The following is a 24,075-nucleotide window of genomic DNA, read 5'->3' as shown; positions in this document are numbered from 1 at the left end:
AGTTTCGGGATCCCGATACCGAAACCCCTCCCCGTATCTACCCGAATATTTGTAGTATAGTGCTTTCGGCGCTTCCTTGCTTTCGGGAATACCCGCAATTTTACAACTGCATTATCGAGTTTGAGGATAAGGTAATGCAGATTTCTAAGCGCACTCTGTTAATTGTTGGGGAAGCAATGGCAACGACTGCGATCGGGTTGATTCATGAGGGGTTAGGAGTTGCTCTCACCTTTGGATTGGCATTGTGGCATATTCGCTATGATAACACGATGCCGGTGCAGCAGGACAGTATGGTGCAACGGGTCACCCATCAGGTACCGATCGCCCCCGGGATGGAGGAGAAAAACCAGGACTCCGAACATGAGCAATAGGGGCGATCGCAGTCCAATCTTAATCCCAGCATCAAGCATCAGGAGATGATTCCGCCGAATCTTCTCCTAATGGTTGCACAAATGCTTGATGTTCCGGCGAACTGATTCCTTGTTGCAAAACTGTCAAAACTTGCTGCATATTCCCTTGGATGAGATTAGGAATATCCAACCACAATCCGGGGAAGACTTGCGAACGGATTATCCCTTGCTCATCGGGCAAGACTGATACATAATCCCCGTCTTCTAACTGAAACCACTCAATTTTTTCATCAAAAACTTGCCATATAATATATTCTTTCACCCCATTGCGGCGATAGGCGCGTTTTTTATCCCCCAAGTCAATGGCGGCGCTACTGGCGGCAATTTCGGCGACGAGTTCCGGTGCGCCTTGGATGTATCCCTCTGCGTCAATGGTGGATTGTCCGCCGTTTTCGGGACTGATTAATAAGACGCCATCGGGTTGGAGTTCGTTTTCTAAATCTAGGCGCACTGTGGGTTCAATTCCCATTTGAACTTGGGGGGTGGCAATTTTATAAGTCCACAACCACCCGATTAAATCACCATGAGGTTCGGCATGGGACCGAAAGCGTAAGGGGGAGGGGGATGCCATATAAACTACTCCTTCAATGAGTTCAGCTTTTTTGATGTCCGGCATGAGGTGATAGCGGCGCTCGAATTCCGGACGCCTTAAGCGATCGCCATTTTCTAAGGGGGGTAAGGTGCGAGTGGGATTCACCCGAGAGGCGATCGCTTGAGGTTGGGTGGATGTCATAGCAATACTCTCCATAAATGCAATGCAAATTATATCAATGTTCTTTTAAGCAAAGTGCAGGCACAGCTTTGTTCATGTTGCCCCACCCTGCTTCAGTGTCGCTTCTTTAAAACCGATGCTTCTATCATAAACCAAATCTATCTGCACGGGCAGCAGATGCTCCCCTTAAGTTATCAATTCAGTGCGTACCGGCACATCTTCCCGGGGAGATTAATTGGGCGATCGCCTTGGGATTTTCTAGGGTAAAATCTGAGTGGTCCATTCCATCCTATCAGCAGCTACTTATGAATTTGAACCAGTTGACGGTAGAAGACATTAAACAATTTGCCGATAATCCGGATAGTTTTGAAGTGGGCTTATTGTGCTATGAAACGAGTTCCATTGAGCAGTTTTATTATAGGTCCGGCACGGGAATTACAGCGAAGGTAGGAACCAAAACGGGTGTCTACAGTGTAGAAATTCGCAGTAGTGGCGGCAATGTTTCGGCGGATTGTACTTGTGCTGCTCAAGATGAGGTTTGTAAGCATCGGGTGGCGGTGTTGTTGTATGCGCTTTACGGTGACCCCGATGAGTTGGTGGGGAATAATTCGGATGAGGTTGAGGCGATCGCCTCCGGTTCTTCTGTTGCCTCCCTTCCTGATGATTTGGAAGCGGCGTTGCGAGGGATGGGGGTTGATAAGTTAGTAGAAATGGTATTGAAATTTGTAGATGAATTTCCCGAGGTGCGTCATCTACTATTGTCTGAAGGAAACCTATCCCCGGAACTTCTTCAGCCCTCACAAACAAACTTGGGAATGGTGATCAGACTCCAGCAAGAAATTCAGAACTTTTTTGAGGAAACCTATGAGCAATGGATTGAAAAAGAAAGTTATGATGAAGAAGAGCGATATTATGAGGATGACTATGAGGAGGATTATGATGATGAAGAGGATTATCCCGACTTGGATCATGTTTTCTCTCTAGTCCCAACCCTGGAATTGCCGGACCAAATTAATGTTTTGTGGGAGGTGGTGACGGAGGCGCATCAATACTTCGTCGAAGAAGAATATTTAATCGGCACCTATGAAGTAAGGACGGCATTAGCCCTATTTGCAAAGGCGGTGGCGGCAGGAGAAGTGCCCATGCCAAGAAAGCAAGGTTATATTGATTCGGTGCTAAATTTGCTCCAGTGGGAGATGTTCGAGGATGAGTCACTGGATGGGGTAATTATAGATACCCTGAATCTGATTTGTACGATGCCGGAAGATTATCTCTATGTGATTCAACACCTACCGGAATATAGTAATCATGAAGATACTTTTGATTGGATGGCGGACTTTTATCGCCAGTTGGGGGATGATGAAAATTATCTGCGGTTGCGGGAGGCAAATTTAAACCAGCCCTTTCAGTATGTGGAGTTAGCCTATTATTGGCGAGAACAAGGGAAGGTAGAAAAATATCGGGCAACGTTAGAACGATGGGTTTCTACTGGCAGAGAGAATCATCTCGATTTAGGCGATCAAAGAAGCAATACTTATTATAAAATCCGCTCCCAGGACCAAAACATTCTTTCTGAGTTAAGCAAGTTCTATCAAGAGCAAGGGGACTTAGAAAATCTGTATCGACTGTTGATGCTGAGGTTGCGGGAATATGGCTATTCTCTCGCACTGTATCATCAACTGAAGGAAGTGGCGACGGGGTTAGATCGGTGGGAACTGGTGTACAAGGAGATCCTGGACGGGGTGGCAAATGTTCCGAAGCAGTTAGCGGAAATTTATTTAGAGGAGGAAGAGTGGGACAAGGCGATCGCCTTATCTCAAAACTCTCCTTGTGGGCAGTTTACGGATCTGAAAATTGCGGAGGGGGTGAAGGAACATCGCCCTCAAGGGGCGATCGCCATTTATGACAAAATGGTGATAAAGTATATCCAGGCTAAGACGCGAGCCAATTACCAAACTGCTGCTATGTATGCAGGAACAATCAAATCGATTTATCTGGATATCCTGAAAGATGCCTCCCTGTGGCAGGGATATATTGATCAGCTACGGCAGACTTATCGCAGTTATCCGGCGTTGCAGGATGAGTTTAAGGGGTTGTAGAGCATTCTAAGGGGGAGATGGGTCAATATCAGGGGTGAAGTGAATTGCGGGAAGTATGGCTCCCCCCTGAGAAACTGGGTTCCGGGTATTTTATTGTGGGCGGTGAAACGGAGGCGATCGCCTCGGGATTTCAGGAACATTGACCTGAACGGGCGATCGCCATTGATGATAAGAGGTGATGAAGTATATCCAGACTAAGATGCGATAAAATTACAAAAATGCGCCTTTGTACGCACAGAGGCTCAAAGGGATTGACCAGAATCTGATGAAAGATGCCTCCCTGTAGCCCGGTTATCGTGAGCAGCGACAACTGATCCGGCGTTGCCGGATCAGTTTAAGGGGTTTTCGGGGACCAGAGGGGCGATCTCTTTGATGAAAAGCCGGTCTACCCCTTCAATCCCCTTGGCTCAAACCGCCTAGAATAGGCGAGTTTTTTCTTGAGTTCATACCACCCTTAAACTTCTGAATTGTGAGCGCGTTTGCGCAGCACGACCATTGCACCCGTAGCGATTAGCCCAATCATCAAAGAAGGTTCAGGGACTGAAGTCGTTACCCCTTTGACGGCAAACACAACGTCATTGAAGTCGAGATCCCCTCCTCCTATAATGTCTTCAAACCCTAGGAGCAAGTAGTCACCAAAAGTATATCCAATCACGTGGGACAGACCCTTGGATGAGCCGGGGTTCTGATCCGGGTCAAATCCGAGGTAATTTGTGCCGCCATTGGCACCGTCAGACTTCACGAAGAAATCAATAAAAGTATTTCCGGTGAAACTGCCCAAATTGCTCCCTTGCCCGAGTTTCAGGGGTCCATTACTGTTGGAAAGAAGGCTCAGGGGGGAGGAAATATCACCAAAAATCATGTTTTTGCTGGTTCCACCATCTACAGAGTAGAATAGCTGATTCCGGTAGCCTGCTCCTTCATTGATGAAGAACACTTCCACATCTTGAACGCCACCGCCCCAACGCAGTTTACTGAGGTCCGCTTGAGGGCGCTGAAGAGTGCTGAGCTTCTGCCGCTCTACATTCACCACACTGTTAAAGAGGTTCCACGTATCGAAATCTAAACGCAATAGATCGCTGGGTGAGCTTGTATATTGAGCCTCATACTGGCTTTGAGTCACCTGAGCCGAAGCGCTTTGAGCCGCGAAAACGCTGGCGGTGGTGGCAGCCAAGGCCATCAAACCTAGGGTGCAGTGGCGACCGATTGTCTTGCAAGAGGAAATTTTGTCACTGATTTGAGCGTTCATGATGGGGGTCTCCCTGTTTTGGAAGAATGAGTTAAAGGAATGTGGTTGTGAATGCACTTCTCTGTCCAACCTCTGTCTGGGTATCTGCACCCTATGTCATTTTTATAATATGGGGATTTTCTAGCAAAGGCAAGAGTAAAAAAAACTCTTGTTTAGAGCTTTATCTTTAAGGGGGGTTTTTTAAAGGGTTTGTAAATTTTAAGGGGTTTGGGTCTTCAATTCCCTCAAAATATTGCCACATTTAGGGGCTTTATCCCCTAACCTAGGGCCTCGGTTCAGGATTCAATCCCGAGGACAAAAACGGTGTTTCAGTCTTGCTCTTTCTCTTGCCTGGATCCTGGATTAAAGCTGAGTTCAGCTTGAAGGTCTAAGAATTGCTCACCCGTTCGAGGGTTTCTCAGGGGCCGGTCCTGGCCTCGGGCGATCGCCCTGCAAGTTTCTAAGGTCCGATCGCATTGGTGAATGGGTTTGAAACAGCAAATACCGGAGGCGGTGGCAAATTTCTACAAATTGGGTTCGGATAATATTTGTCTCCTGTTAGAGGATTTGGTGAAATATTATCCAGAAAATAAGAACCAGAAAAATCTGGATCGCCTGATGATGCTGTTGTTGCAGATCGAGGCTGTCTCCGTGAAATTTTATCCAAATTTGAAGGCCGGGGAACAGAGGTTACATTGTGTAGAACATTGTCTTATCAAGTCCGTTGGGTTAACCTAAAAAAACAATTCTTCCTCTTCTCCCCCGGACAACAGCAAAGACATCTATTCCTTATACCTCCCTTTCTTCTGAGGAGAAGGTGTTAAAAGAGGTGGGACGGGGGTTTCACTGTGGGTGAGCGAGCAAACATGATATGACCGCAGGAGATACAACAGGCGATCGCCCTGTACGACTAACTGGTACATTCCTATATTCACAGGAAAACCCGACCGCATGATCAGGCTGCTGCCGATTATGCTTCGCTAAACCCTCCCGGCAAGAGCATGAGTATATCGACGGACTCCGGCAACAGTATTGGCGCTACCATGCCTTACCAGAAGATTTGCAAAAGTTATAAGACTGATAAAACCCCAGTTTCCCGAAACCTTCCCTGGTTTTACCCGGGAAGTAGTTCGGAAGTGAGCCTTTTAAAACAGTATTGGCGCTACCATGCCTTACCAGAAGATTTGCAAAAGTTATAAGACTGATAAAACTCCAGTTTCCACAAACCTCCCCGGGTTTTACCCGGGAGGTAGTTTGGAAGCCAGCAGTTAAAAGCGCACTGAGGCTCTCTATCTCAGGTATTAGAAAACACATCCTTTGCACACAGAGGGTTACAGCGTTTTTCTGTGACTGCAAATGCACCGACAGGCTATTGATTCTCCCTTTGTTCGTATAATTTAGATAAGAAAACTCTATCTAGCGAGGGTGGATTTTACTACTTTGGGCTGGGACAAAGTGGGAATGCATGGTTAATTATAAGACTATAAGAAAAAAACCTTCAGAGATTGATGTCAAGGAAGAATCGTGATGTTTATTCTATCCAGCTTATTACGCCAGTCAAAAATTCCTGCTAAACTTCGGTTTGATGATGTCCTGCTCCCTATCCGTAACTGGATCGATCGCATTGAAATTAAAAACCCCCAACAGGCGAAAGAGTTGTGCAAGCTAATTCCGGCGCAATGTCCATTTGAACGGGATATCCAGCTATTTGGACGGACTTTATTTCACATTCCACCCCTGTGTAAGCTCAATCCGTTTTATGAACAACTGGTATTTCTGCGGTTTCGGGCGTTATGTTTCCTCGCCGATGAATGTGGCGAAGATGTCACGGCCTATTGTTAATCCTTCTGCCATCACCGGGTGGTTTATAGAGCTTCTTTCCCTTCAGTTTCAGACTTTTACCTCGGGGAACTCCGTAGATTTACTCAGGTTGAAATCCGGTTTATTTAAGCCGAACCCCTAGGGACGGTTACTACGACTCAACTGAGATTGACCGATTCGTTACATTTTGTTACAGTAAAAGGAATGAGAAGCCAAACACTGCATCTCAATTGTTAATAAATGACGGAGCCAATATGAACGGCAACATTCGCATCGGCAACTTATTCGGAATCCCTTTTTACGTTAATCCTTCTTGGTTTTTAGTGCTTGCTTTAGTGACATTTAGTTATGGGGGAGCGCTGGCTGCTCAATTTCCGGCAATGGGGTTAATACTCCCCTGGATTTTAGGATTGGTTGCAGCGTTGTTGCTGTTTGCTTCAGTCTTAGCCCATGAACTGGGACATAGTTTTGTAGCCATTCGTCAGGGAATTGAAGTGAAATCTATCACCTTGTTCCTGTTCGGGGGACTGGCTAGTTTAGAGCGGGAGTCCAAAACGCCCGGTGAGGCATTTTGGGTGGCGATCGCCGGACCTGCAGTGAGCTTACTGTTGTTTGCCCTCTTTAGTGCCCTGGCCTTAACAACCCCCCTCACTGGCCCAATCGCTGCGATTCTGGGACTGTTGGCCTCAATCAACTTAATGTTAGCCCTGTTTAACCTCATTCCCGGTTTACCCCTAGATGGCGGGAATATCCTCAAATCCCTCGTCTGGAAAATTACCGGCAACCCCTACAAAGGTGTCATCTTTGCTGGCCGAGTCGGCCAAGCACTCGGTTGGATTGCTGTACTCCTCGGTGGGATGGCCATCCTCGGCATCAGTAACATAGGGAGCTTCTGGACCCTGTTAATCGGGTTCTTCCTGATTCAAAACGCTGGAACTGCCGCACAATCAGCGGCGATTCAGGATACCCTTTCTCACTATACCGCTGCGGATGCGGTCAACCCTAACAGTCCGATTGTTTCTGCCGAACTCTCTTTACGTGAGTTTGCCAACGAGTACATTATCGGCAGCAAAACTCAGTGGCGCAAGTTTTTAGTCACCGATGAGGCAGGATATTTAATCGGGTCGATCGCCGTGGATGATTTGAAACTGATTTCGACCTCGGACTGGCCGAATACGCAGGTGAAAGAACTGATGAAAACCGTGGAATCCACGACCACGATCAAATCCAATGTCACCTTACTCGAAGCGATCGCCATTCTCGAAGATCGAGACTTAAGTGAGTTGCCGGTCATTAATGACAATGGCCTCTTAGTCGGACTCCTGGAAAAAGGTGAGATTGTCCGAAAGCTGCAACACAAATCTAGCCAAACGAATCCCGCCTAATTCTTCAGGGGCTGTTCGTTTAATCTAACTTGGACCCGGTTTCTGTAATGAAACCGGGTTTTTTTTCTGTCCCTGATCCGTCCTCTCAACCCGGCCCCACTTGAGCCGAATTTTAAGCGGAATTTTAACGCCACGGACCCCTTTAACCCCGGGAATCTCTCCGTAGCAAGGATTGGCGTCAATCTGTCCCCAATTTAGGTAATTTTAAGCGACCTATTCATAGGAACTTAACACGCTTCTTGAGCAAGAATACTTAACTTGTCAAAGGGGATATAATCCAGTAGAGTAAAAGAATGGTAAAAATAGTCTTTTAAAATAGACTTGTTGTTTAATTCAAACCCGGTACTAACAGCCCACCAACAGATAAAAAATGGGGTGGGGTTCTCCAGAATCAGGGAATCCGTCTTAGGAACATCAGAGCGCTAAACGGGGACAGAGGAACAGCTCAGGAGGTCAGGGGGAATTGTGGGTTATTGTATTGGTCCAGTCAAAGAATTAAGGGGAAAGCAAATTCAGTTGATTATCACTGGATTGGTTGCCACGGTGATTGGCGCGCATCAACACCCCTTGTTGGCCCAAGGCATTGATCCGGCAAGCGATGGGACCGGCACCCGAATTACCACGGAGGGAACAAAATTTAATATTCAGGGGGGACAACAGTCGGCAGATGGGGCCAATTTGTTCCACAGTTTTGAGCGCTTCAATTTAGAGGGAGGACAAGTTGCGAATTTTCTGTCCAACCCGGCGATCGCAAATATTTTGGGACGAGTTACCGGAGGCGATGCCTCTTATATTAATGGATTAATTCAAATCACTGGAGGCAATTCCAATCTCTATTTAATGAATCCAGCAGGAATTGTCTTTGGATCAAACGCACAACTTAATGTTTCCGGAGACTTTTTAGCAACGACTGCCACAGCAATCGGGTTGGGGGACGGGTGGTTTAAGGCGATCGGGGAAAATAACTGGGCAAGTTTAGTGGGAACCCCTTCGCAGTTTGCCTTTGGGTTAGAACAACCCGGAAGTATTGCCAACTTTGGGGAATTAATCCTGCAACCGGGAAATCACTTAACTTTGTTAGGGGGGAGCATTTTTAATACGGGAACCCTTGCCGCGCCTGGGGGAAGCATTACGATCGCAGCGGTCCCCGGTGAAAGCGTAGTGAGAATTTCCCAAGAACATCATCTGCTGAGTTTAGAGGTGAGACCGCCGGAAATGCAACCCTGGGGGGCGATCGCCCCCTTGTCTTTACCGGAGTTGCTTGTCGGGGGGAGTCTCACCCATGCCACCGGCGTTGAGGTTCAGGAAGATGGCACGATCGCCCTCACGGGTTCAGGAATCAGCGTTGCTGCACAACCGGGCGATGCCATTACCTCCGGGACCCTGGATGTCTCCGCCGAGGACACGACCGGAGGACAAATCGCCCTCCTCGGCAACCGTGTGGCGGTGGTTGAAGGAACCCTGGATGCCTCGGGAAGTGGTGGCGGGACGATTAGAATTGGTGGAGACTTTCAGGGACGGGGAAATATTCCCAATGCCACCCAGACTGTTGTGAGTGAAGGGTCAGAAATTACCGCAGATGCAATCCAAGAAGGCGATGGCGGGACGGTGATTTTATGGGCCGATGATACAACGGAGTTTGCCGGAAGTATCACCGCCCGAGGCAGTCAGGAAACCTCATCCGATGGGGGTTTTGTGGAAGTATCGGGGAAAGAGACCCTCCTGTTTCGAGGCCATGTGGACTTGAGTGCCGTCCGGGGAACTGTGGGGAACTTGCTGCTGGACCCAGAAAATATCGAAATTGTGGCAACGGGCGGAACTCACAATAATAAACTGCTGTTGAATAGCACTATTTCCGGGATGGATGACCCCAACCTTAATTATACAATCAGCGTTGGGAATCTAACTTCAATTGTCGCTGATATCCGGTTGGAGGCGAATAACGATATCACTATTGCCCCGGGGGTTTCGCTGAACTTTGCCAATCCCGGAGGAACCCTCGTGGGGGCCAACCCCTTACAACTGGCCTTTATTGCTGATGCCAATAATAGCGGCAGTGGCGACTTTAGAATGGACCCGACCCAATCGATTATCGCTAAGGGTCGGAGTCTGACCATTTCTGGGGTGAATATTACCCTCGGGAACGTGGATGTGAGTGATGTGGGTACAAACATCCTATTTTTAGGACTGATGGCGCGAAATGCCGGGAGTGTCACCCTCACCGCCACCGGGGGAGATATTGTCACCGGGAATATTATTGCCGAGGCGAATGATAATTTGCTGGGGGATTTGGTCATGCAAGGGGGTGGGGATATTACCTTATCTGCCCCTTTGGGACGAGTGGAAACGGGGATTCTGAGTACCGCTGCCTATATGGATGGGTTGGTGAAAGGGGATGGGGGTGCAATAGCGATCGCCGCAGGAACTGATATCCAAACGGGCGATATCAGCACTCGCAGTAGTGGGGCATCCGGTGGGGCCGTTACTTTAGAGAGTGCCAGCAGTTCCATTTTGACAGGGAATATCGATTCTCGGTCCTATAGTGCTGGGGATGGGGGTAACATTCGTCTCATGAGTCCCCAGGGAAACATTGATAGTGAGAGGATCTGGTCCCGGTCTACGAGCAATGGGACCCGGGGCGGAGGTATAGATTTATGGGCTCCGACGGGGACTATTTCGGTGCAGTCGATTCAAGGATATATTAATCCGATTAACATCGAGGGGGATCTTCAGGTTAATCAGGATTTGACCCTTGAACAGTACCAAAATCAGGGAGGGATCAACCTGGAAGGGGCAGTAAATGGGGATGCCCGTTTGTTCCTCCAGACGGAAGAGGGAACCGTCACCCTGAATTCCATTGTGGGGGAAAAGACGCCTTTAGTTGATTTAACAGTGAATGCGGCACAGACGGCGATCGCCGAGAATATCACCACCACCCAGACTCAAACCTATAATACCCCAATTAACATCACTAGGGATGTGGAACTCACCGCCAATCGGATTCATTTTACCGATGTCGTTTCCGGGACAACTCACCTCACCTTACAACCCTTCAACCCGGCCCAAAACATGGCGATCGCCGGACCCGGTAACGGAAATCCCCACATTTTCCAACTGACAACAACGGATTTGAGTTGGTTACAACCGGGGTTTGCTTCCCTCACTATTGGCCGGAGTAACAGTAGCGGGATGGTCACCGTTACCAATTCTCACACTTTTAACGACCCCTTGCTGATTAGAACTCCCGAGGGTGCGGGGTCGATATCCGCCCCCGATGGGATTGTGGGAAATGCCGCGATCGCCCTCGATGCAGGAACCCATATTATCACCGAGGATATCATCGCCCCGGGAGGAATTGAACTCAATGCTGGGGAACATATTATCACAAGAATCCTGAATGCCTCATCTGCTGGGGATGGAGGGGATATTACCGTTGCCGCAGGGGGCAATGTTACCCCGGGAAATATCACTGCCCAGGGCAGTTCCGGGACGGGAGGTGCGATCGCCCTCACTGCTGGAGGAATCATCACCCCGGAAGATGAAATCATTACCCACAGCAATGCCATTCAAATCGCAGGCACAGTTATCCTCGATCAAGATACCAGCGTTGATGCAGGGGGCGGTACAATTGATATAATCGGGGAGATTGATGGCCGGTATGATTTAACCCTGCAAACCGCCACAGGTACAATCAACCTAGAGGGAAATATTGGAGAAACCACCCCCTTAAATCTCTTAACCACCGATACCCCCACCACCTTATCGGGAAATGCTACCGCGACTCTCCTCGATTTCAGGGATAGTATATTATTAAAGGGCAATCTGCGCTTACGGGGAGAGGAAATTGACTTTGGCGGTCCAGTTTCCGGGACAGGTGACCTCACCTTAGAACCCTTCACCCCTAACCAACCCATTGCCCTCGGGGAGGCCGAGAATCATACCCCCGCTTTAGACTTAACTTTAAGTGAATTAAATCAACTCCAAAATGGATTTAATTCTATTACCATTGGCCGGATGGATGGCACTGCCGCCATTGATTTGAATCAAGTTTCCATCAGCGACCCCTTGACCGTGCGATCGCAGACGGGCATGATTAATCTACACAATACAGTCCAAGGCACAGATAACGCTTCTTTGACCTTTTCAACCACCGGGGATATTTCAATCCTCAATCCCGCTACTGTAGAAACAACAAACGCAGACATTACCTTTGATGGGACGGTCAATGGCAATCAAGACTTAACCGTAACTGCTGGAAACAGCAGCATTAATTTTAATTTAAGCATCGGGGCCATCACCCCTTTAAATGATATTACCTTAACTGCTGACGACCTAAACTTTGGCGGGACAATTTGGGGTGATGGCAATTTGGTTTTACAACCCTTTACGCCCAGTTTAGATATCAAACTGGGTGCAATCAATCAGGGCCAAAATTCCACATTAACCCTGACAGCAACGGAACTGGATTTATTGCAAACTGGGTTTAACTCCATCACCATCGGACGGACAGACGGGACCGGAACCACCACCTTAGAAGTAGGTCGGGGTGTTGTAGAATTTAGAGATTCGCTCATCTTGCGGGGAAATACGATAGAACTCGCCGGGTCTATTAGCGGGGCGAATGATTCGTCAATTACCTTTGAATCTAACAATATTATCTTGCAGGATAATACAGCAGTGGAAACGTCCCAGGGAGATATTAATTTTGCTGGGATTGTGAATGGCGATCGCGCCTTAATTTTGAATGCACAGAGTGGCACAATTCGCTTAGAAAGTGCTAATTTAGCCGACCTGAATGCCACAGCAAGTGAAACGATACTCAATGGGGATATGGTCACCACCCAGGGTAATGGAATTACCATTCAAAGCGACAATATTCAACTGAAGCGAGATATTATCCTGGATACCTCCGCAGCAAATGGACAGATTATCCTGGGGGGAACCGTGAATGGTTCCCAAGAGTTGACCTTAAATAGCGGTACAGGTAACCTGCAACTTGAGAAGGCGATCGGGAATATAATTCCCTTGATGGGGTTAGAAATTCAGGCCGGGGATGTAACTGTAGATGCGCCGATCGCCGTAGAATTGGGCGGGGTTACCATTGATGCTACAGGAACCGTTCGTCTGAACCGCCCGATCGCCACTGAAGGCAATACCCAGGTAACCGCAGTGGGCAACATCACTACCACGGATCTCACGGCGGGCAACATTAACCTAGAGAGTACATCCGGGTCAGTCGCCGTCGGACCCTTAACCACCCAGGGAGACAATGGCGGGGCGATCGCCCTGAGTGCCAATACCGGAATTACTGGGGGAAACATTAATAGTAGTGCCAACCTCGGAACTGGGGGAAACCTCACCGTTAATACCACAACCGGGAATATTGTCCTAGGAAATATTAACACATCCGGCGGGACTGCCGGGGGTGAGGTGAGCATTCAAACGGGGAATGATATCACAATGGGGACTGTGAATAGTGGCGCCACCGGCGGAAATGGGGGGAACATTGCCTTAACCGGAGGTAATGGGACTCTGGCCCCGGGAACGATTACCTCGGGAGACTTGAACGCCTCTGGTGCAGGGGATGGAGGCAGTATTCAAGTCCTCGCCGAAACCGCCATCTTCGCCGGGGCGATCGCCGCCACCGGAACTGCGGGGGCCGGGGGAAATGTCACTCTCGACCCGGAAGGGGATATCGAAGTGAGTTGGATTAATGCTCAAGGAGGAACAATTGGGGGAACGGTGGATATCACAACCGGGAGCAATTTCCGCGCTACCGGGACATTTACCGCAGCAAATGGACAAGAGGCGAGTATTTCCACTATGGGCGGTACAGGTAGCGGTGCGATCGTCATTCGTCACGGAGGGGATGGGATTGTGCCTTTTATTGTCGGAGATGCCCGCATCAATGGGACTGCCGGTGCTTTAACCACCGGGACCAGTGAGATCACCAGTGACTCGTTTTTATATACCTTTACCCAAGGCAATATCGGGATTTACTCCGTTCCCGAACCTCCACCGAAACCCGTACAGGAACCAACACCAGCGCCAACACCAGCGCCGGTAGAATCCCCTACGCCCACACCAACACCCACACCAACACCCGCGCCGGTAGAATCCTCTTTGCCAGCGCCAACACCCACGCCGGTAGAATCCTCTTTGCCAACACCCACACCGGCGCCGGTACAATCTTCTACACCGCTACCGATTCAATCACCACCGGCGACATCCCAACCCCTGCCTACAGCAGAACCGTCAGGAAATATTCCCCGGGTCTCGATCGCCTCGATATCGCCAATGGAATTACCCCCCGGTGAGCAATCTCTAGACCCGGGACCGGATCAAGGCGTCGGCCCTGAAAGTGAGCGATCGCCAATTTTGGTCACCCCGGAACTCGGTGAGTCCATAGAACTGCCTCAGTTATCTCCAAGTGAGGGGGTAACGGAACCCATCAAGGCAACGGTTGGGGGAGAAATGCCAGCGATCGCACCCGATACCGAGAATCTGCCATTACTGGCATCGCCATCGGGAGTCACCGACACTTTGCCCGAATCCTTATCCCAACCCACCGGGGAGAATGTGCCAGAATCGGGACAAGTGGCGATCGCACCTTTATCCAACCCCATCCCCGCCAGTACAACCGGCGATCAGGTTTCTGCCTCTAACCTAAACTATTCCGCTACAGAACCCCTAGAACCCCTCGGCGATGCGGGATGGATTTTTAATGAAATTTTGAACATTGATAGTTCAATTTGGTATCAATGGGCAATCAGCACAAATCCCAACTTATCAGATACTGAAATTGCCAAAGGGAAGGAAATGCTGGAATCCCTCAAACAAATGAAATCTACCCTGGGAAACATCGTTCCTAATGCTAATCTCACCGAGTCCTCGTTGATTCCTCATCAACAGGAACACCAGTATATTAGTTCCAGGGCGATGGGGGCGTACCCCAATCCTCAAACCTTCATGGAGGGGGAAAAATCCGAACAGATCATCTCGCGCTTAGAACTGGCATTTGCCCATGAGAATACCGAAGAAATTATCTGGGCGATCGAAGAGTCGCGGAATCAAGAATTCCAAGATTATCTGGGTGTTACGGGGAATTTGCCTTCCCAAAATCTAACCCTGTTTAGCTTCCAAGAGACCTTAAAAACCCTCAAGGAGCAAACCGGAAAACAGGCCGCCATTCTTTATGCCATTTCCCGGGGCGATCGCTTGGAAATCATCTTAGTCCCCCCCGTTGGTCCTCCCATTCGCCAGACCATTTTTGAAGCAACTCCGGAAGTATTGTTTCCGGTGGTTAATGAATTTCGGTGGGAAATTACCGACCCCAGAAGACAAAATATGAACAACTATTTTTCCTCGGGGAAACAGTTGTATGATTGGATTATTGGGCCCATTGCGGAAGAATTAGAAAATTTAGAAATTGACACCCTCCTGTTTTCTTTGGATCCGGGATTACGCAGCTTACCCATTGCCGCCTTGTTTGATGGGGAGCAATTTTTAATTGAACGGTATAGTCTGAGTTTAATTCCCAGTTTTAGCCTAACTGCCCAAACCTATCATTCCCTGCAAAATTCTCCAGTGTTGGCAATGGGTGCTTCTAAATTTGCCCAACACTCTCCTTTACCAGCAGTGCCGTTAGAGTTGAGCCATATTGTGCAACAAACCGGGTCAGATAAAGCCTTTTTAAACGAAGAATTTACCCTAGAAAATTTGTCAGAATCCCATAAAAGAGATAATTTAAAAATCATTCATTTGGCAACTCATGCGGAATTTCAAACAGGCGATCGCACGAATTCTTATATTCAACTCTGGGACCGTCGGCTGAATTTAGATGAAATGACCACATTACAGTTAGATATGCCTACGGTGGAGTTATTAGTGCTATCCGCTTGCCGCACCGCCCTGGGAGATCGCGAGGCAGAATTAGGGTTTGCGGGATTAGCGGTTAAAAGTGGCGTAAAAACCGCGATCGCCTCTCTGTGGTATGTCAATGATGAAGCCACATTAGGACTCATGACCGAATTATACCATCATCTCAACTTAGTTTCCCTGAAAGCCGATGCCTTGCGGCAAGCACAACTGGCTATGCTACGCGGTGAAGTGAGAATTGAATCCGATCGCCTAATTCACTCCCAAGGGGCGCTCAACCTGCCACCGGAATTGTCAGAAGTAGGAGATTATGCCTTATCCCATCCCTACTACTGGTCCGGATTTACAGCGATCGGCAGTCCCTGGTAAACCCCCTTTGGAGTTCAACCCGCCGCCATTCATCCCCACTACATAAAATGATTTCCCACCTTTGACTGTCAGTTCATTCTGGCCTAAATAAGTAGTCCTCCCTACGATTAGAGCCTACGGATCCAACTTGTCTTGGGGAAAAAATCCCCCAGTTTCCGACCCCTCTTTCCCTGGCGTCCTTCTCAATTTAGGCCAGGGTAAAGGGTTTTGGAGTACCGCCGACCAAATTCACCCAGGGGGAGGGCGATCACCCCCTAAGCTGACTTTCCCCACTCCCGACTATAATGCAGGGGTAATTTAAAGCGTCTAGCTTTCCCCAATCTCGCTCACTCGTGGAACGGGAAACAATATCACCGCTTTCTTAACATACAATTATGCTGAAAAAATCCCTCGTTTGTCTAAGCACTTCCCTTGTTTTAGGCTCTCTCACTCCGGCTTATGCTCAAGAATTTGATACTGTTTTAGAAGGACTGTTGACCCCAGAAGAACTCCAAATCCATCAACAGGTGGGGAGTCAACAGGCGGAACAGTTGGGTCAAGAAGCCTGTAGCGCCCTGGCTGCTGGGTCTTCCGTCGAAGACTTTGCGACAAAAGTCGCCGAGTCCATCGCCCAAGAAAATGTGCCCGAAGCGCAATTACAAGCGCGGGGACTCTATAGCGGTAAGGTGATTGCTGTTGGAGTCGCCCTCTTCTGTCCCGAGCGCTTTTCCCAATTGCAAGCATTATAAGCAAAAGCAGGCTTCACCCCTGTGTCAGTGGGGGAAGCCTGCCTCCCCTTGCCATGACTTCAGTTTTAAACCTTTAATCTTTTCAGCCGTGAATAATCATAGGCGAAACACATCCCCAAATACCGAATCATTATTAACTAATCTCGCCGGGTCCGGGGAATCATAAACCACGAGCAAAGAATTGGGATGTCCCAAACAAGGCACAAGGGCTAATCCTTCAGCGCGATCGGTTCCTAGCTTAAACGGTAACTCAAATAAAACTTTTAATTCCGTCTCATCCTGGGCGATGATTGTATCTCCCGGGCGCTCAAATACCCGGGTCAGCCGGAACATTTTCATTCCACCATCTAAATCTAAAGTTGGACCGGCTAAAATAATTAAGTCATCTCCATCTAAACAGATTTCTCGAATCCCTAAGCCATTGAGATCCAAAAAATGCTTTTTATAAAGCCGTCCTTCTGGGCCAATCTCTTTGAGCGTTAATGTTCCGGGCGCACTTTCTTCGACTTCCAGTTCAATAATCACCGACCAACCGCGCAGAACGGGACCGCGAAACCCCATAAAAATTTTAGAACCCCGAACGGCCAATCCTTCTATATCTAATCCATTTTCTTTGCTGGGAAGCTGTGCGGCGATAATTGAACCGAAATGAACATCTTTTTTCAGGGCGTCTATTAAAATATTGCCGCTTTCAGTTTTTTCCAAGGAAGCCGCAGTCAAGGGGCGATCGCCATTCAAAGGGTCGGGAGAGGCTTTAACCGGAACTCCATCTTGAATGGGAATTCTGGCCAATAAATAGCGATTGGCCTCGCTTTTGACTCGGGCCAGCCTGCGGATATCTTTCTCCGGATTCTTCCCTTTCGGCTGGCTACGTTTTGTACTGTGAGACCCGGTAAACCAGAGGTAGCCCTCCGAGTAATCCATTCCTTCGATATCGATTTCCTCTTCGTGATTAGATAACTCGATCAATTCTCCGATTTCAAAGGGTTGATGATTTCCATAAACATAAGGTTCAATCACCGAAAGCCGTTCCAGAGTTAGTAATTCATCGGAACCAACCCATAATGAACCATCGGGAGTAAAGGCAACGGCGGATAAATCTCCCAGCCGTTCCTGGGATTCCGGGTCAAATTTAAGCAGAATTCGGCTGAGTAAAAAAGCTTCAGACATAAGAAGTTAACCAGAGTTCGGTATTTTATATAGGCCCATCTTACAGGAATTGCCCCCTCTACACAATTGATTGCGGGCGACTCTATCGCAACCCTAAATCATTTTGATATTTGACAAGGGATCCAATCTGGAATCCCGGGACGTGCGGTAAGCGATCGCCTGGGATCAGGCTTTGCACCTTGCTTGCTATGTCTATAGCAAAGGACACCGACGACGAGCTATATTGATAACCGGGCTTAAACAGGCATTTAAGCATTTGCAATCGGTCATGGAGGTAGCCTCTTGTATGGACTTTGTAGAGACGAGACGAAGGCAAGAATTGAGAGATCGCGCCGTAGAATTGGCGATCGCTAATCGTGACAGTGAAGCGAGTGCAGTTTTTGCCGAGGCAACTACAGCAACTCGCTCTATTCGGAAAATGTCTAGTCGAGCGATTGCGCTGTGCGAGTTAGCAACAGCATTCCATCGAGCCCACCGTCATGATGAAGCACAGGCTCTGTTTGCCGAAATCCCCCAAATCGCTCAGTCCCTGTGGCCTGCTTCCAGTGGAGAAAACGTTCTGAGCGAGCTAGTGGCAGCCTTAGCACAAGCGGGACAGTTTACCGAAGCGGCCTCTGTTGCGGCTTCTTTGGAGGGGGAACGCGAGTGCATCAAGGCGCTCAGGAGTTTGGCAACTGCATGGACTCAAGCCGGAAACTTTGAGGAAGCGGCAAATGTGATCCGTTCGATTACCAAGCGTAGCGAGCGAGTCCGTGCGTTTTTAGAGTTAGCCCTAGCATTGGAGAGTGGCGATCGCCCGGATGAAGCCAGCGCTATTTTCGCCGAAGCTACTACGGTCGCTCGGGGGATGGAGTCTTGCTCCGTTTATTCTCTACTTCAGGTGATGACAACTCTGGAGCGAGTAAACCGACCCAGGGAAGCGGATACCGTTTTGACTGAAGCACAAACGATCGCCTATTCTCTGGGCGCTCCGGTGCAGCGCGAGAATAGTCTGAACCAACTGGCAACGGCACTGACCCAAGCTGGACGTTTTTCTGAGGCCATAGAAGCCGCTCGCTCTATGCGCTATCCGAGTTGGCCGGAAAAGGCACTGTGTGAAATTGTGGCAGCGCAGGCTCGTTCTGGACAGTTCTGTGAGGCCACGGCATTAGCCTACTCCATCGGCGTTGATGGTTATCGAGCCGAAGCCCTGAATCACTTGGGTACAGCCCTCAAGTTAGCTAATCGGGATGCCGAAGCCAGTCCGATTCTCGCGGATGCGGAAAAAACGATGCAAGCGGCACTAAAAGCCCAAGCAGAGGAGCTTGCGGAGGAGTTGGATTGAATGTAAGTGCGAGTATGCTCCATCATGGAATCGCGATCGCGCTGGCAAAAAACCCATTGCGCAACTCACTAAAGCCTGTTTGGCAAAAGCGTCGTACTTTTTCAACTTATATCAAGTCCCTTGGATTAACCTAAAAAAACAGTTTTTCCTCTTCTCCCCCATCCTTTGCAGGGGGAAAGGGGGTTAGGTCAGTAGGGGTGCGCCTGCAAATATGATATTAGGAGAATTAAAAATCCGTTGATCTGCTATTGAATTGAATACTACTTTTGGTGATTTGCACAGCCTGGGTACATAAAAATAGAGAGAGTCCTCGGTTTTGTACCCCGTCTTTGTCGTTGCGATCGCCTGCATTTTAGGGGAAAGGACCAGGGGGTTCTCCCCAGCGGACCACTGATGCGGGGGTCAGTGGTCCGGAATCCCCCACGGGAACATCGGAGGGCCGATCTCGCTGTATTCTGGCTAACAACCGGCGATCGGCACCTTTAATTTACTCCACTGCCACCGACTCCGGTGCCGGAAATTCGGTACAAACGTCATAAAACGCCGTCATCGGGGGTTTAGCAAATAAATGGGAAATTTCGTCTAAAATTGCCGCATAAGCCTCACTGTGGTTAGACTCCATCGCGTCGATATCGTCCCAAAAAATCACTGCAATTCCTTTATCAGTATTTGGCTGTTGCAGTAGATAGGCTCCCTTAAACCCTTGGGTGTAAGTAGAGACGGCTTTGGCATATAGTTGCTTGGCTTCTTCAAATTTACCCGGTTTAAATTCGCCGATCGCCACATAAGCATATTTATGTCTGAGAAAATCCATAAACTCGGTCATGACTGCCTCCGCTGGGTCACAAAACTTGCTAATTTAATCCCCAGTAGAGTCCGGAGGAGGCAAGTTCGGACGGTACATTCCCCTAACTCGAATCTCTCCTCCCTCTCCTTCCTGGGTTGTTTCCACCTTACCATTCTTAGCCCCCTTAACCGAGAACAACCCCGTCAATCCATGACCCGTTTAAAACTCCAATTCATCCTCGATAGACTGAAGATTCCCACAGAGATTCCGTTGCCAAGCCGCCCGGACTAACCGTAGCTCATTGTAGCTATATTTTCCCCCCAAATGTTCATAAACCGGCTTGAGTAGATTAGAACCTAACAATTGCAAAGCTTCGATAATCACCTGCTGCCGTTGCACCGGAACCAAGCGGTGAATATCCACTGCCTGATCCATTTCCAACAGTTTAATTAAGTGATATTCCACCCGGGTCTCTTTCACATTTCGTTTTGCCGCAATTTCTGCAATACTCATCCCGTTTTGATGGTATTCTAGGGTGAGTAGCTGAGTCAAAGAAGGGTCCGAATTCACCTCTAATTCAGGAATGTCCGTGGGCGCACTTTCCTGTAGTCCTCTGGCTTGACAATAGTTTTGAATTTCGGTAATAAACCGATCGCCATATTCCGCCAGTTTATACTCTCCCACCCCGTAGATTTGTTTCAGTGCTGCCAAAGATTGGGGACGGTCCTGGGCGATCGCTTTCAAGGTACTATCTTGAAACACCACAAAAGGCGGAACCCCCCGCTCATTGGCGATTTCCCGACGCAGGACGCGCAACTGCTCAAATAACTCGTCCCCGGTTGCATCCAACTCCCCATTACCATTATTGCTATTGCTGCCGCGATTCATCCCCACCGAAGAGAGTGAATATGTGCGACAATACTCGCGAATTTCTGTTACAAAACGCTCGCCATACTGCTCGACTTTATATCCTACCACTCCTGAGAGATTGCCAAATTCATCTAAGGTTTGGGGACGTTGCTGCGCCATTAATTTCAGGGTGGAATCTGCAAACACCATATAGGGGGCGACAGATTGCTCATCGGCGATTTCCTTGCGTAGCGATCGCAAGCGATCGAGCAACATTTCCACCTCGGCCTTTTTGCGATCGCGATCGGTCATTTCTGTATTCACCGGCGCTTTCGGAACCGCAATGAAAACCTGCCGTTGCTTTCGCATCACCTCCCAACTGCCCTCATTTAACTTGAGAACCGCATACCCATCAGTCGTTTCTTCCAGTAACCCTTGATGAATTAGCGATCGAACCAGCATTTTCCACTCATCAGCGGTTTTATCTAATCCAATCCCATACGTTGAAAGCGTTTCATGACCATATTTTAAAACCTTCTGATTTTTAGAACCCCGCAACACATCGATAATATAATTCATCCCAAATCTTTCCTTGCAGCGCGCCACACAGGAGAGAAACTTCATCGCTTCAATCGTCCAATCTTCTGTCGGGTTAGGATGTCTACAATTATCACAATTTTCACAATTTCCCGGAAACCGTTCCCCAAAATATCCCAGTTGAATCGTGCGCCGACAAACCGTACTTTCTGAATAATTAATAATTTGTCGCAACTGCTGACGGGCAATCCGTTGTTCATCTACGTCAGTTTTTTGGTCTATAATATATTCAATTGTTTTAATATCACCATACCCAAAAAACATCGTACAAATTGCCGGTTCTCCATCCCGTCCCGCCCGTCCCGATTCTTGATAATAGCCTTCAATATTGCGGGGTAAATCATAGTGAACCACAAAGCGGACATCAGGTTTATTGATGCCCATGCCAAAGGCAATGGTCGCAACAATCACCTGAGCATCATCGCGAATAAAGCGGGTTTGATTGAGGGTGCGTTCCTCATCGTTCATTCCGGCATGATAGGGGATGGCATCAATGCCTTCTCGCTGCAATTTATGGGCGATTTCATCGACGCGGCGACGACTGAGACAGTAGATAATTCCCGAACCCTTGCTTTCGCGAATCAGCTTGACTAATTCTCGATAAGATTGCTTGTTTTTTTGACGAACTTCGTAATAGAGGTTAGGGCGGTTAAAACTGGCGATGTGAATTTTTGGATCCCGCAGGGCCAGTTGCTGGGTAATGTCTTGACGAACGCGATCGGTTGCGGTAGCAGTCAGGGCCATCATGGGAATTTCCGGATAGCGCTGGCGCAACAGTTGCATTTGCCGATATTCCGGGCGGAAGTCATGGCCCCATTCCGAGACACAATGGGCTTCATCGATCGCAAACCCACAGATGCCCACTTGAGCGCGTACCAGGTCCATGAAGGGCAGAAATCGTTCACTCAGCAGACGTTCTGGGGCGACATAGAGGAGTTTGATTTCACCTTGGAGAATAGCTTGTTCCCGCGATCGCGTCTGTTCCCAACTCAGGGTGCTATTAAGAAAGGTACAGGCAATGCCGTTATTTTTCAGGGATTCCACTTGATCCTGCATTAAAGCAATCAGGGGTGACACCACCACGGTTATCCCTTTTCGCAGGAGGGCCGGGAGTTGAAAGCACAAAGACTTACCGCCACCCGTAGGCATGACGATCAGCAGATCCCGATTTTGCAGGGCGGCTTCGACGATCTCTCGCTGTCCCGGACGAAAGCTATCATGCCCAAAAAAATGTTTGAGCGATCGCTCTAACTGATTCGGGGCAGTGGCGTTTAAAGGGCTGATGCCTGACATGGCTCGCAGTTTGTCGTTGAGTTTCACCTTATTTTATCGGGTCACAGACCCGCATCATTCTTAAATTAAGTCGGGATTTTGGCTTAATGTCCTGATCGTTGATTTTATCCGGTCACAGGACCTCCTCGCTAGAAGTTTCGATGTAGCCTTTGCTGACAAGGATTGGGATGAGACTTGCCAGCCTGATGCTTTTTTATAACTTAAGTGATGTGAGGAGAAACATGGGAACGCCTTTATTAAGGCATCCAACCACCAGGCATCGGTGGAGTCGGATGAGAATGCTCCCACCAGCCCCCCCCGACGGAATCCCCTCAAGGGTGGGGCTACCATTATCCAAAGGGGGCAAAGTCATCGGGTTAGATGCTTACCGACAACGGGCGATCGACCCCAACACCTTTGTCTGTCCAATCACGGGAGAACTCTGGCTCAACTCGGTTTGCGCCCGTTCTTCTACCAAACTCCACGATAGCTGTGCCTGGTGTCCCGCAGCCAAACTGCGCTGTTTGGTAACGGCGATCGCCGTGGAAATCCCGGGTTAGTTTTCCCCAAAATCCACTCCACTTGCTCGCCCATCGGCTCATAATGGTGAACAGACCCTTACATCAGGAGTAACCTATCATGCCCAAAGCCATCTGGAATGGAGCTATCTTAGCCGAAAGCGATCGCTGTGAAGTTGTCGAAGGGAATCAATATTTTCCCCCAGATTCCATCAAGTCGGAATATTTCCAAGATAGTAATACCCACACCAATTGCCCTTGGAAGGGTCAAGCCAGTTATTACGATATCGTGGTTGAGGGTCAGGTCAACAAAGATGCTGCCTGGTATTATCCTAATGTTAAAGATGCTGCCAAGCAGATTAAAGGTTATGTCGCCTTCTGGCGTGGAGTTAAGGTAGAAGTCTAAGCTGTGCTCAAGGTGTGTTCATAGAACACACCTTTGTTTTACCTGTTTCTCCAGGTTCAACGTCCCCACTGGGGTCGGGGTGATTCATGAATGACCCCTACTCTGAAATGGCGACTGGAGGGGGTTTTTCTGTTTTTCGGCAAAAATCACTTAAGTGATAAAAATAGAGAGAACAGGAGCCGTTGAGACAACCGATCGCCTGAAGAGAGGAGCCAACTCGACTAAGGTCGAAACATTTCCGGAAAAAACAGGAGCGTTCTTGTTTGTTCAGGGGGAATTAAGGGAACCCTCATGCATAGAGCGATCGCTATCAGGAGCGCTTGAATAGTCTTGATCGCCGTGGCATTTACTAAGACTTTACACAATCGCCTTATAAATTTGATATTCCTTTACCAGATTGGCTCCCTTGTCATTCAGACTTCTCAACCAATGGTCTAAGGTAAGGATAGATTCACTCAAATGACTTGCTATGCTTGAAGCAAAAAAGGGTCTTGCATCTACAACGACTCACTCCTAGGGTCA

Annotated in this window: 16 protein-coding genes; 11 read left to right on the top strand and 5 right to left on the bottom strand. The window is 48.6% G+C overall.

The features are described 5' to 3' along the window. Positions 1-134 precede the first annotated feature (134 nt). Complete coding sequence (locus NG792_RS01625) at positions 135-371, top strand: hypothetical protein (RefSeq protein ID WP_261201509.1); 237 nt, start codon at positions 135-137, stop codon at positions 369-371. 31 nt (positions 372-402) lie between these two features. Here NG792_RS01625 and NG792_RS01620 read toward each other — a convergent pair whose 3' ends face one another. Continuing rightward, positions 403-1,143: a Uma2 family endonuclease gene (locus tag NG792_RS01620; protein WP_261234266.1), complete on the bottom strand. Its 741-nt coding sequence runs from the start codon at positions 1,141-1,143 to the stop codon at positions 403-405. A 284-nt stretch (positions 1,144-1,427) separates the two neighbouring features. Here NG792_RS01620 and NG792_RS01615 point away from each other — a divergent pair, with 284 nt between their 5' ends. Then, positions 1,428-3,221, top strand: coding sequence for an SWIM zinc finger family protein (locus NG792_RS01615; protein WP_261234265.1), 1,794 nt, complete (start codon positions 1,428-1,430; stop codon positions 3,219-3,221). 454 nt (positions 3,222-3,675) lie between these two features. On the opposite strand, the gene NG792_RS01610 is transcribed toward NG792_RS01615, so the two are convergent. Then, positions 3,676-4,470, bottom strand: a complete 795-nt coding sequence (locus NG792_RS01610; RefSeq protein ID WP_261234264.1) for a DUF4114 domain-containing protein — start codon at positions 4,468-4,470, stop codon at positions 3,676-3,678. A gap of 468 nt (positions 4,471-4,938) precedes the next feature. On the opposite strand from NG792_RS01610, the gene NG792_RS01605 reads away from it, so the two are divergent. The 6 genes from NG792_RS01605 (at position 4,939) to NG792_RS01580 (ending at position 16,630) form a co-directional block, all read left to right on the top strand. Further along, entirely contained in the window at positions 4,939-5,187 is a 249-nt protein-coding gene (locus NG792_RS01605; protein WP_261201514.1) for a hypothetical protein, read from the top strand. Positions 5,188-5,450: 263 nt separating this feature from the next. After that, the gene (locus tag NG792_RS01600) at positions 5,451-5,648 is read left to right on the top strand and encodes a hypothetical protein (RefSeq protein WP_261201515.1); all 198 of its coding nucleotides are present in this window, start codon (positions 5,451-5,453) and stop codon (positions 5,646-5,648) included. A gap of 328 nt (positions 5,649-5,976) precedes the next feature. Beyond that, entirely contained in the window at positions 5,977-6,291 is a 315-nt protein-coding gene (locus NG792_RS01595; RefSeq protein WP_261201516.1) for a Mo-dependent nitrogenase C-terminal domain-containing protein, read from the top strand. Between the two features lie 233 nt (positions 6,292-6,524). Then, entirely contained in the window at positions 6,525-7,655 is a 1,131-nt protein-coding gene (locus NG792_RS01590; RefSeq protein ID WP_261201517.1) for a site-2 protease family protein, read from the top strand. Positions 7,656-8,120: 465 nt separating this feature from the next. Beyond that, on the top strand, positions 8,121-15,902 hold the full coding sequence (locus tag NG792_RS01585; RefSeq protein ID WP_261234263.1) for a CHAT domain-containing protein: 7,782 nt from the start codon (positions 8,121-8,123) through the stop codon (positions 15,900-15,902). A gap of 374 nt (positions 15,903-16,276) precedes the next feature. Further along, entirely contained in the window at positions 16,277-16,630 is a 354-nt protein-coding gene (locus NG792_RS01580) for a DUF732 domain-containing protein (RefSeq protein ID WP_261234262.1), read from the top strand. 96 nt (positions 16,631-16,726) lie between these two features. On the opposite strand, the gene NG792_RS01575 is transcribed toward NG792_RS01580, so the two are convergent. Then, positions 16,727-17,800: a DUF3616 domain-containing protein gene (locus NG792_RS01575; RefSeq protein WP_261234261.1), complete on the bottom strand. Its 1,074-nt coding sequence runs from the start codon at positions 17,798-17,800 to the stop codon at positions 16,727-16,729. Between the two features lie 223 nt (positions 17,801-18,023). On the opposite strand from NG792_RS01575, the gene NG792_RS01570 reads away from it, so the two are divergent. Further along, on the top strand, positions 18,024-19,124 hold the full coding sequence (locus NG792_RS01570; RefSeq protein WP_261234260.1) for a tetratricopeptide repeat protein: 1,101 nt from the start codon (positions 18,024-18,026) through the stop codon (positions 19,122-19,124). A 487-nt stretch (positions 19,125-19,611) separates the two neighbouring features. On the opposite strand, the gene NG792_RS01565 is transcribed toward NG792_RS01570, so the two are convergent. Together NG792_RS01565 and recQ are read right to left on the bottom strand one after the other, a co-directional pair. Then, positions 19,612-19,950 (bottom strand): antibiotic biosynthesis monooxygenase, encoded by a 339-nt coding sequence (locus NG792_RS01565; protein WP_261196984.1) that lies wholly within the window; start codon positions 19,948-19,950, stop codon positions 19,612-19,614. A 180-nt stretch (positions 19,951-20,130) separates the two neighbouring features. After that, entirely contained in the window at positions 20,131-22,650 is a 2,520-nt protein-coding gene (recQ, locus tag NG792_RS01560) for a DNA helicase RecQ (RefSeq protein ID WP_261234379.1), read from the bottom strand. A gap of 317 nt (positions 22,651-22,967) precedes the next feature. On the opposite strand from recQ, the gene NG792_RS01555 reads away from it, so the two are divergent. Both NG792_RS01555 and NG792_RS01550 read left to right on the top strand, forming a co-directional pair. After that, positions 22,968-23,189, top strand: a complete 222-nt coding sequence (locus NG792_RS01555; protein WP_261234259.1) for a hypothetical protein — start codon at positions 22,968-22,970, stop codon at positions 23,187-23,189. A gap of 79 nt (positions 23,190-23,268) precedes the next feature. Further along, positions 23,269-23,553, top strand: coding sequence for a DUF427 domain-containing protein (locus NG792_RS01550; protein WP_261196982.1), 285 nt, complete (start codon positions 23,269-23,271; stop codon positions 23,551-23,553). Positions 23,554-24,075 lie beyond the last annotated feature (522 nt).

The sequence above is a fragment of the Laspinema olomoucense D3b genome (genome assembly GCF_025370785.1).
In the GTDB taxonomy this organism is placed as follows: Bacteria; Cyanobacteriota; Cyanobacteriia; order Cyanobacteriales; family Laspinemataceae; genus Laspinema; species Laspinema olomoucense.
This window is presented reverse-complemented; position numbering and strand designations above follow the sequence as displayed.

Bases quoted from the DNA above. Each gene is read 5' to 3' on its own strand.
- NG792_RS01600 (WP_261201515.1), top strand. From the start codon at position 5,451: ATGAGTATATCGACGGACTCCGGCAACAGTATTGGCGCTACCATGCCT.
- NG792_RS01575 (WP_261234261.1), bottom strand. From the start codon at position 17,800: ATGTCTGAAGCTTTTTTACTCAGCCGAATTCTGCTTAAATTTGACCCG.
- NG792_RS01580 (WP_261234262.1), top strand. From the start codon at position 16,277: ATGCTGAAAAAATCCCTCGTTTGTCTAAGCACTTCCCTTGTTTTAGGC.
- NG792_RS01595 (WP_261201516.1), top strand. From the start codon at position 5,977: ATGTTTATTCTATCCAGCTTATTACGCCAGTCAAAAATTCCTGCTAAA.
- NG792_RS01620 (WP_261234266.1), bottom strand. From the start codon at position 1,143: ATGACATCCACCCAACCTCAAGCGATCGCCTCTCGGGTGAATCCCACT.
- NG792_RS01565 (WP_261196984.1), bottom strand. From the start codon at position 19,950: ATGACCGAGTTTATGGATTTTCTCAGACATAAATATGCTTATGTGGCG.
- NG792_RS01615 (WP_261234265.1), top strand. From the start codon at position 1,428: ATGAATTTGAACCAGTTGACGGTAGAAGACATTAAACAATTTGCCGAT.
- NG792_RS01550 (WP_261196982.1), top strand. From the start codon at position 23,269: ATGCCCAAAGCCATCTGGAATGGAGCTATCTTAGCCGAAAGCGATCGC.
- recQ (WP_261234379.1), bottom strand. From the start codon at position 22,650: ATGTCAGGCATCAGCCCTTTAAACGCCACTGCCCCGAATCAGTTAGAG.
- NG792_RS01590 (WP_261201517.1), top strand. From the start codon at position 6,525: ATGAACGGCAACATTCGCATCGGCAACTTATTCGGAATCCCTTTTTAC.
- NG792_RS01625 (WP_261201509.1), top strand. From the start codon at position 135: ATGCAGATTTCTAAGCGCACTCTGTTAATTGTTGGGGAAGCAATGGCA.
- NG792_RS01610 (WP_261234264.1), bottom strand. From the start codon at position 4,470: ATGAACGCTCAAATCAGTGACAAAATTTCCTCTTGCAAGACAATCGGT.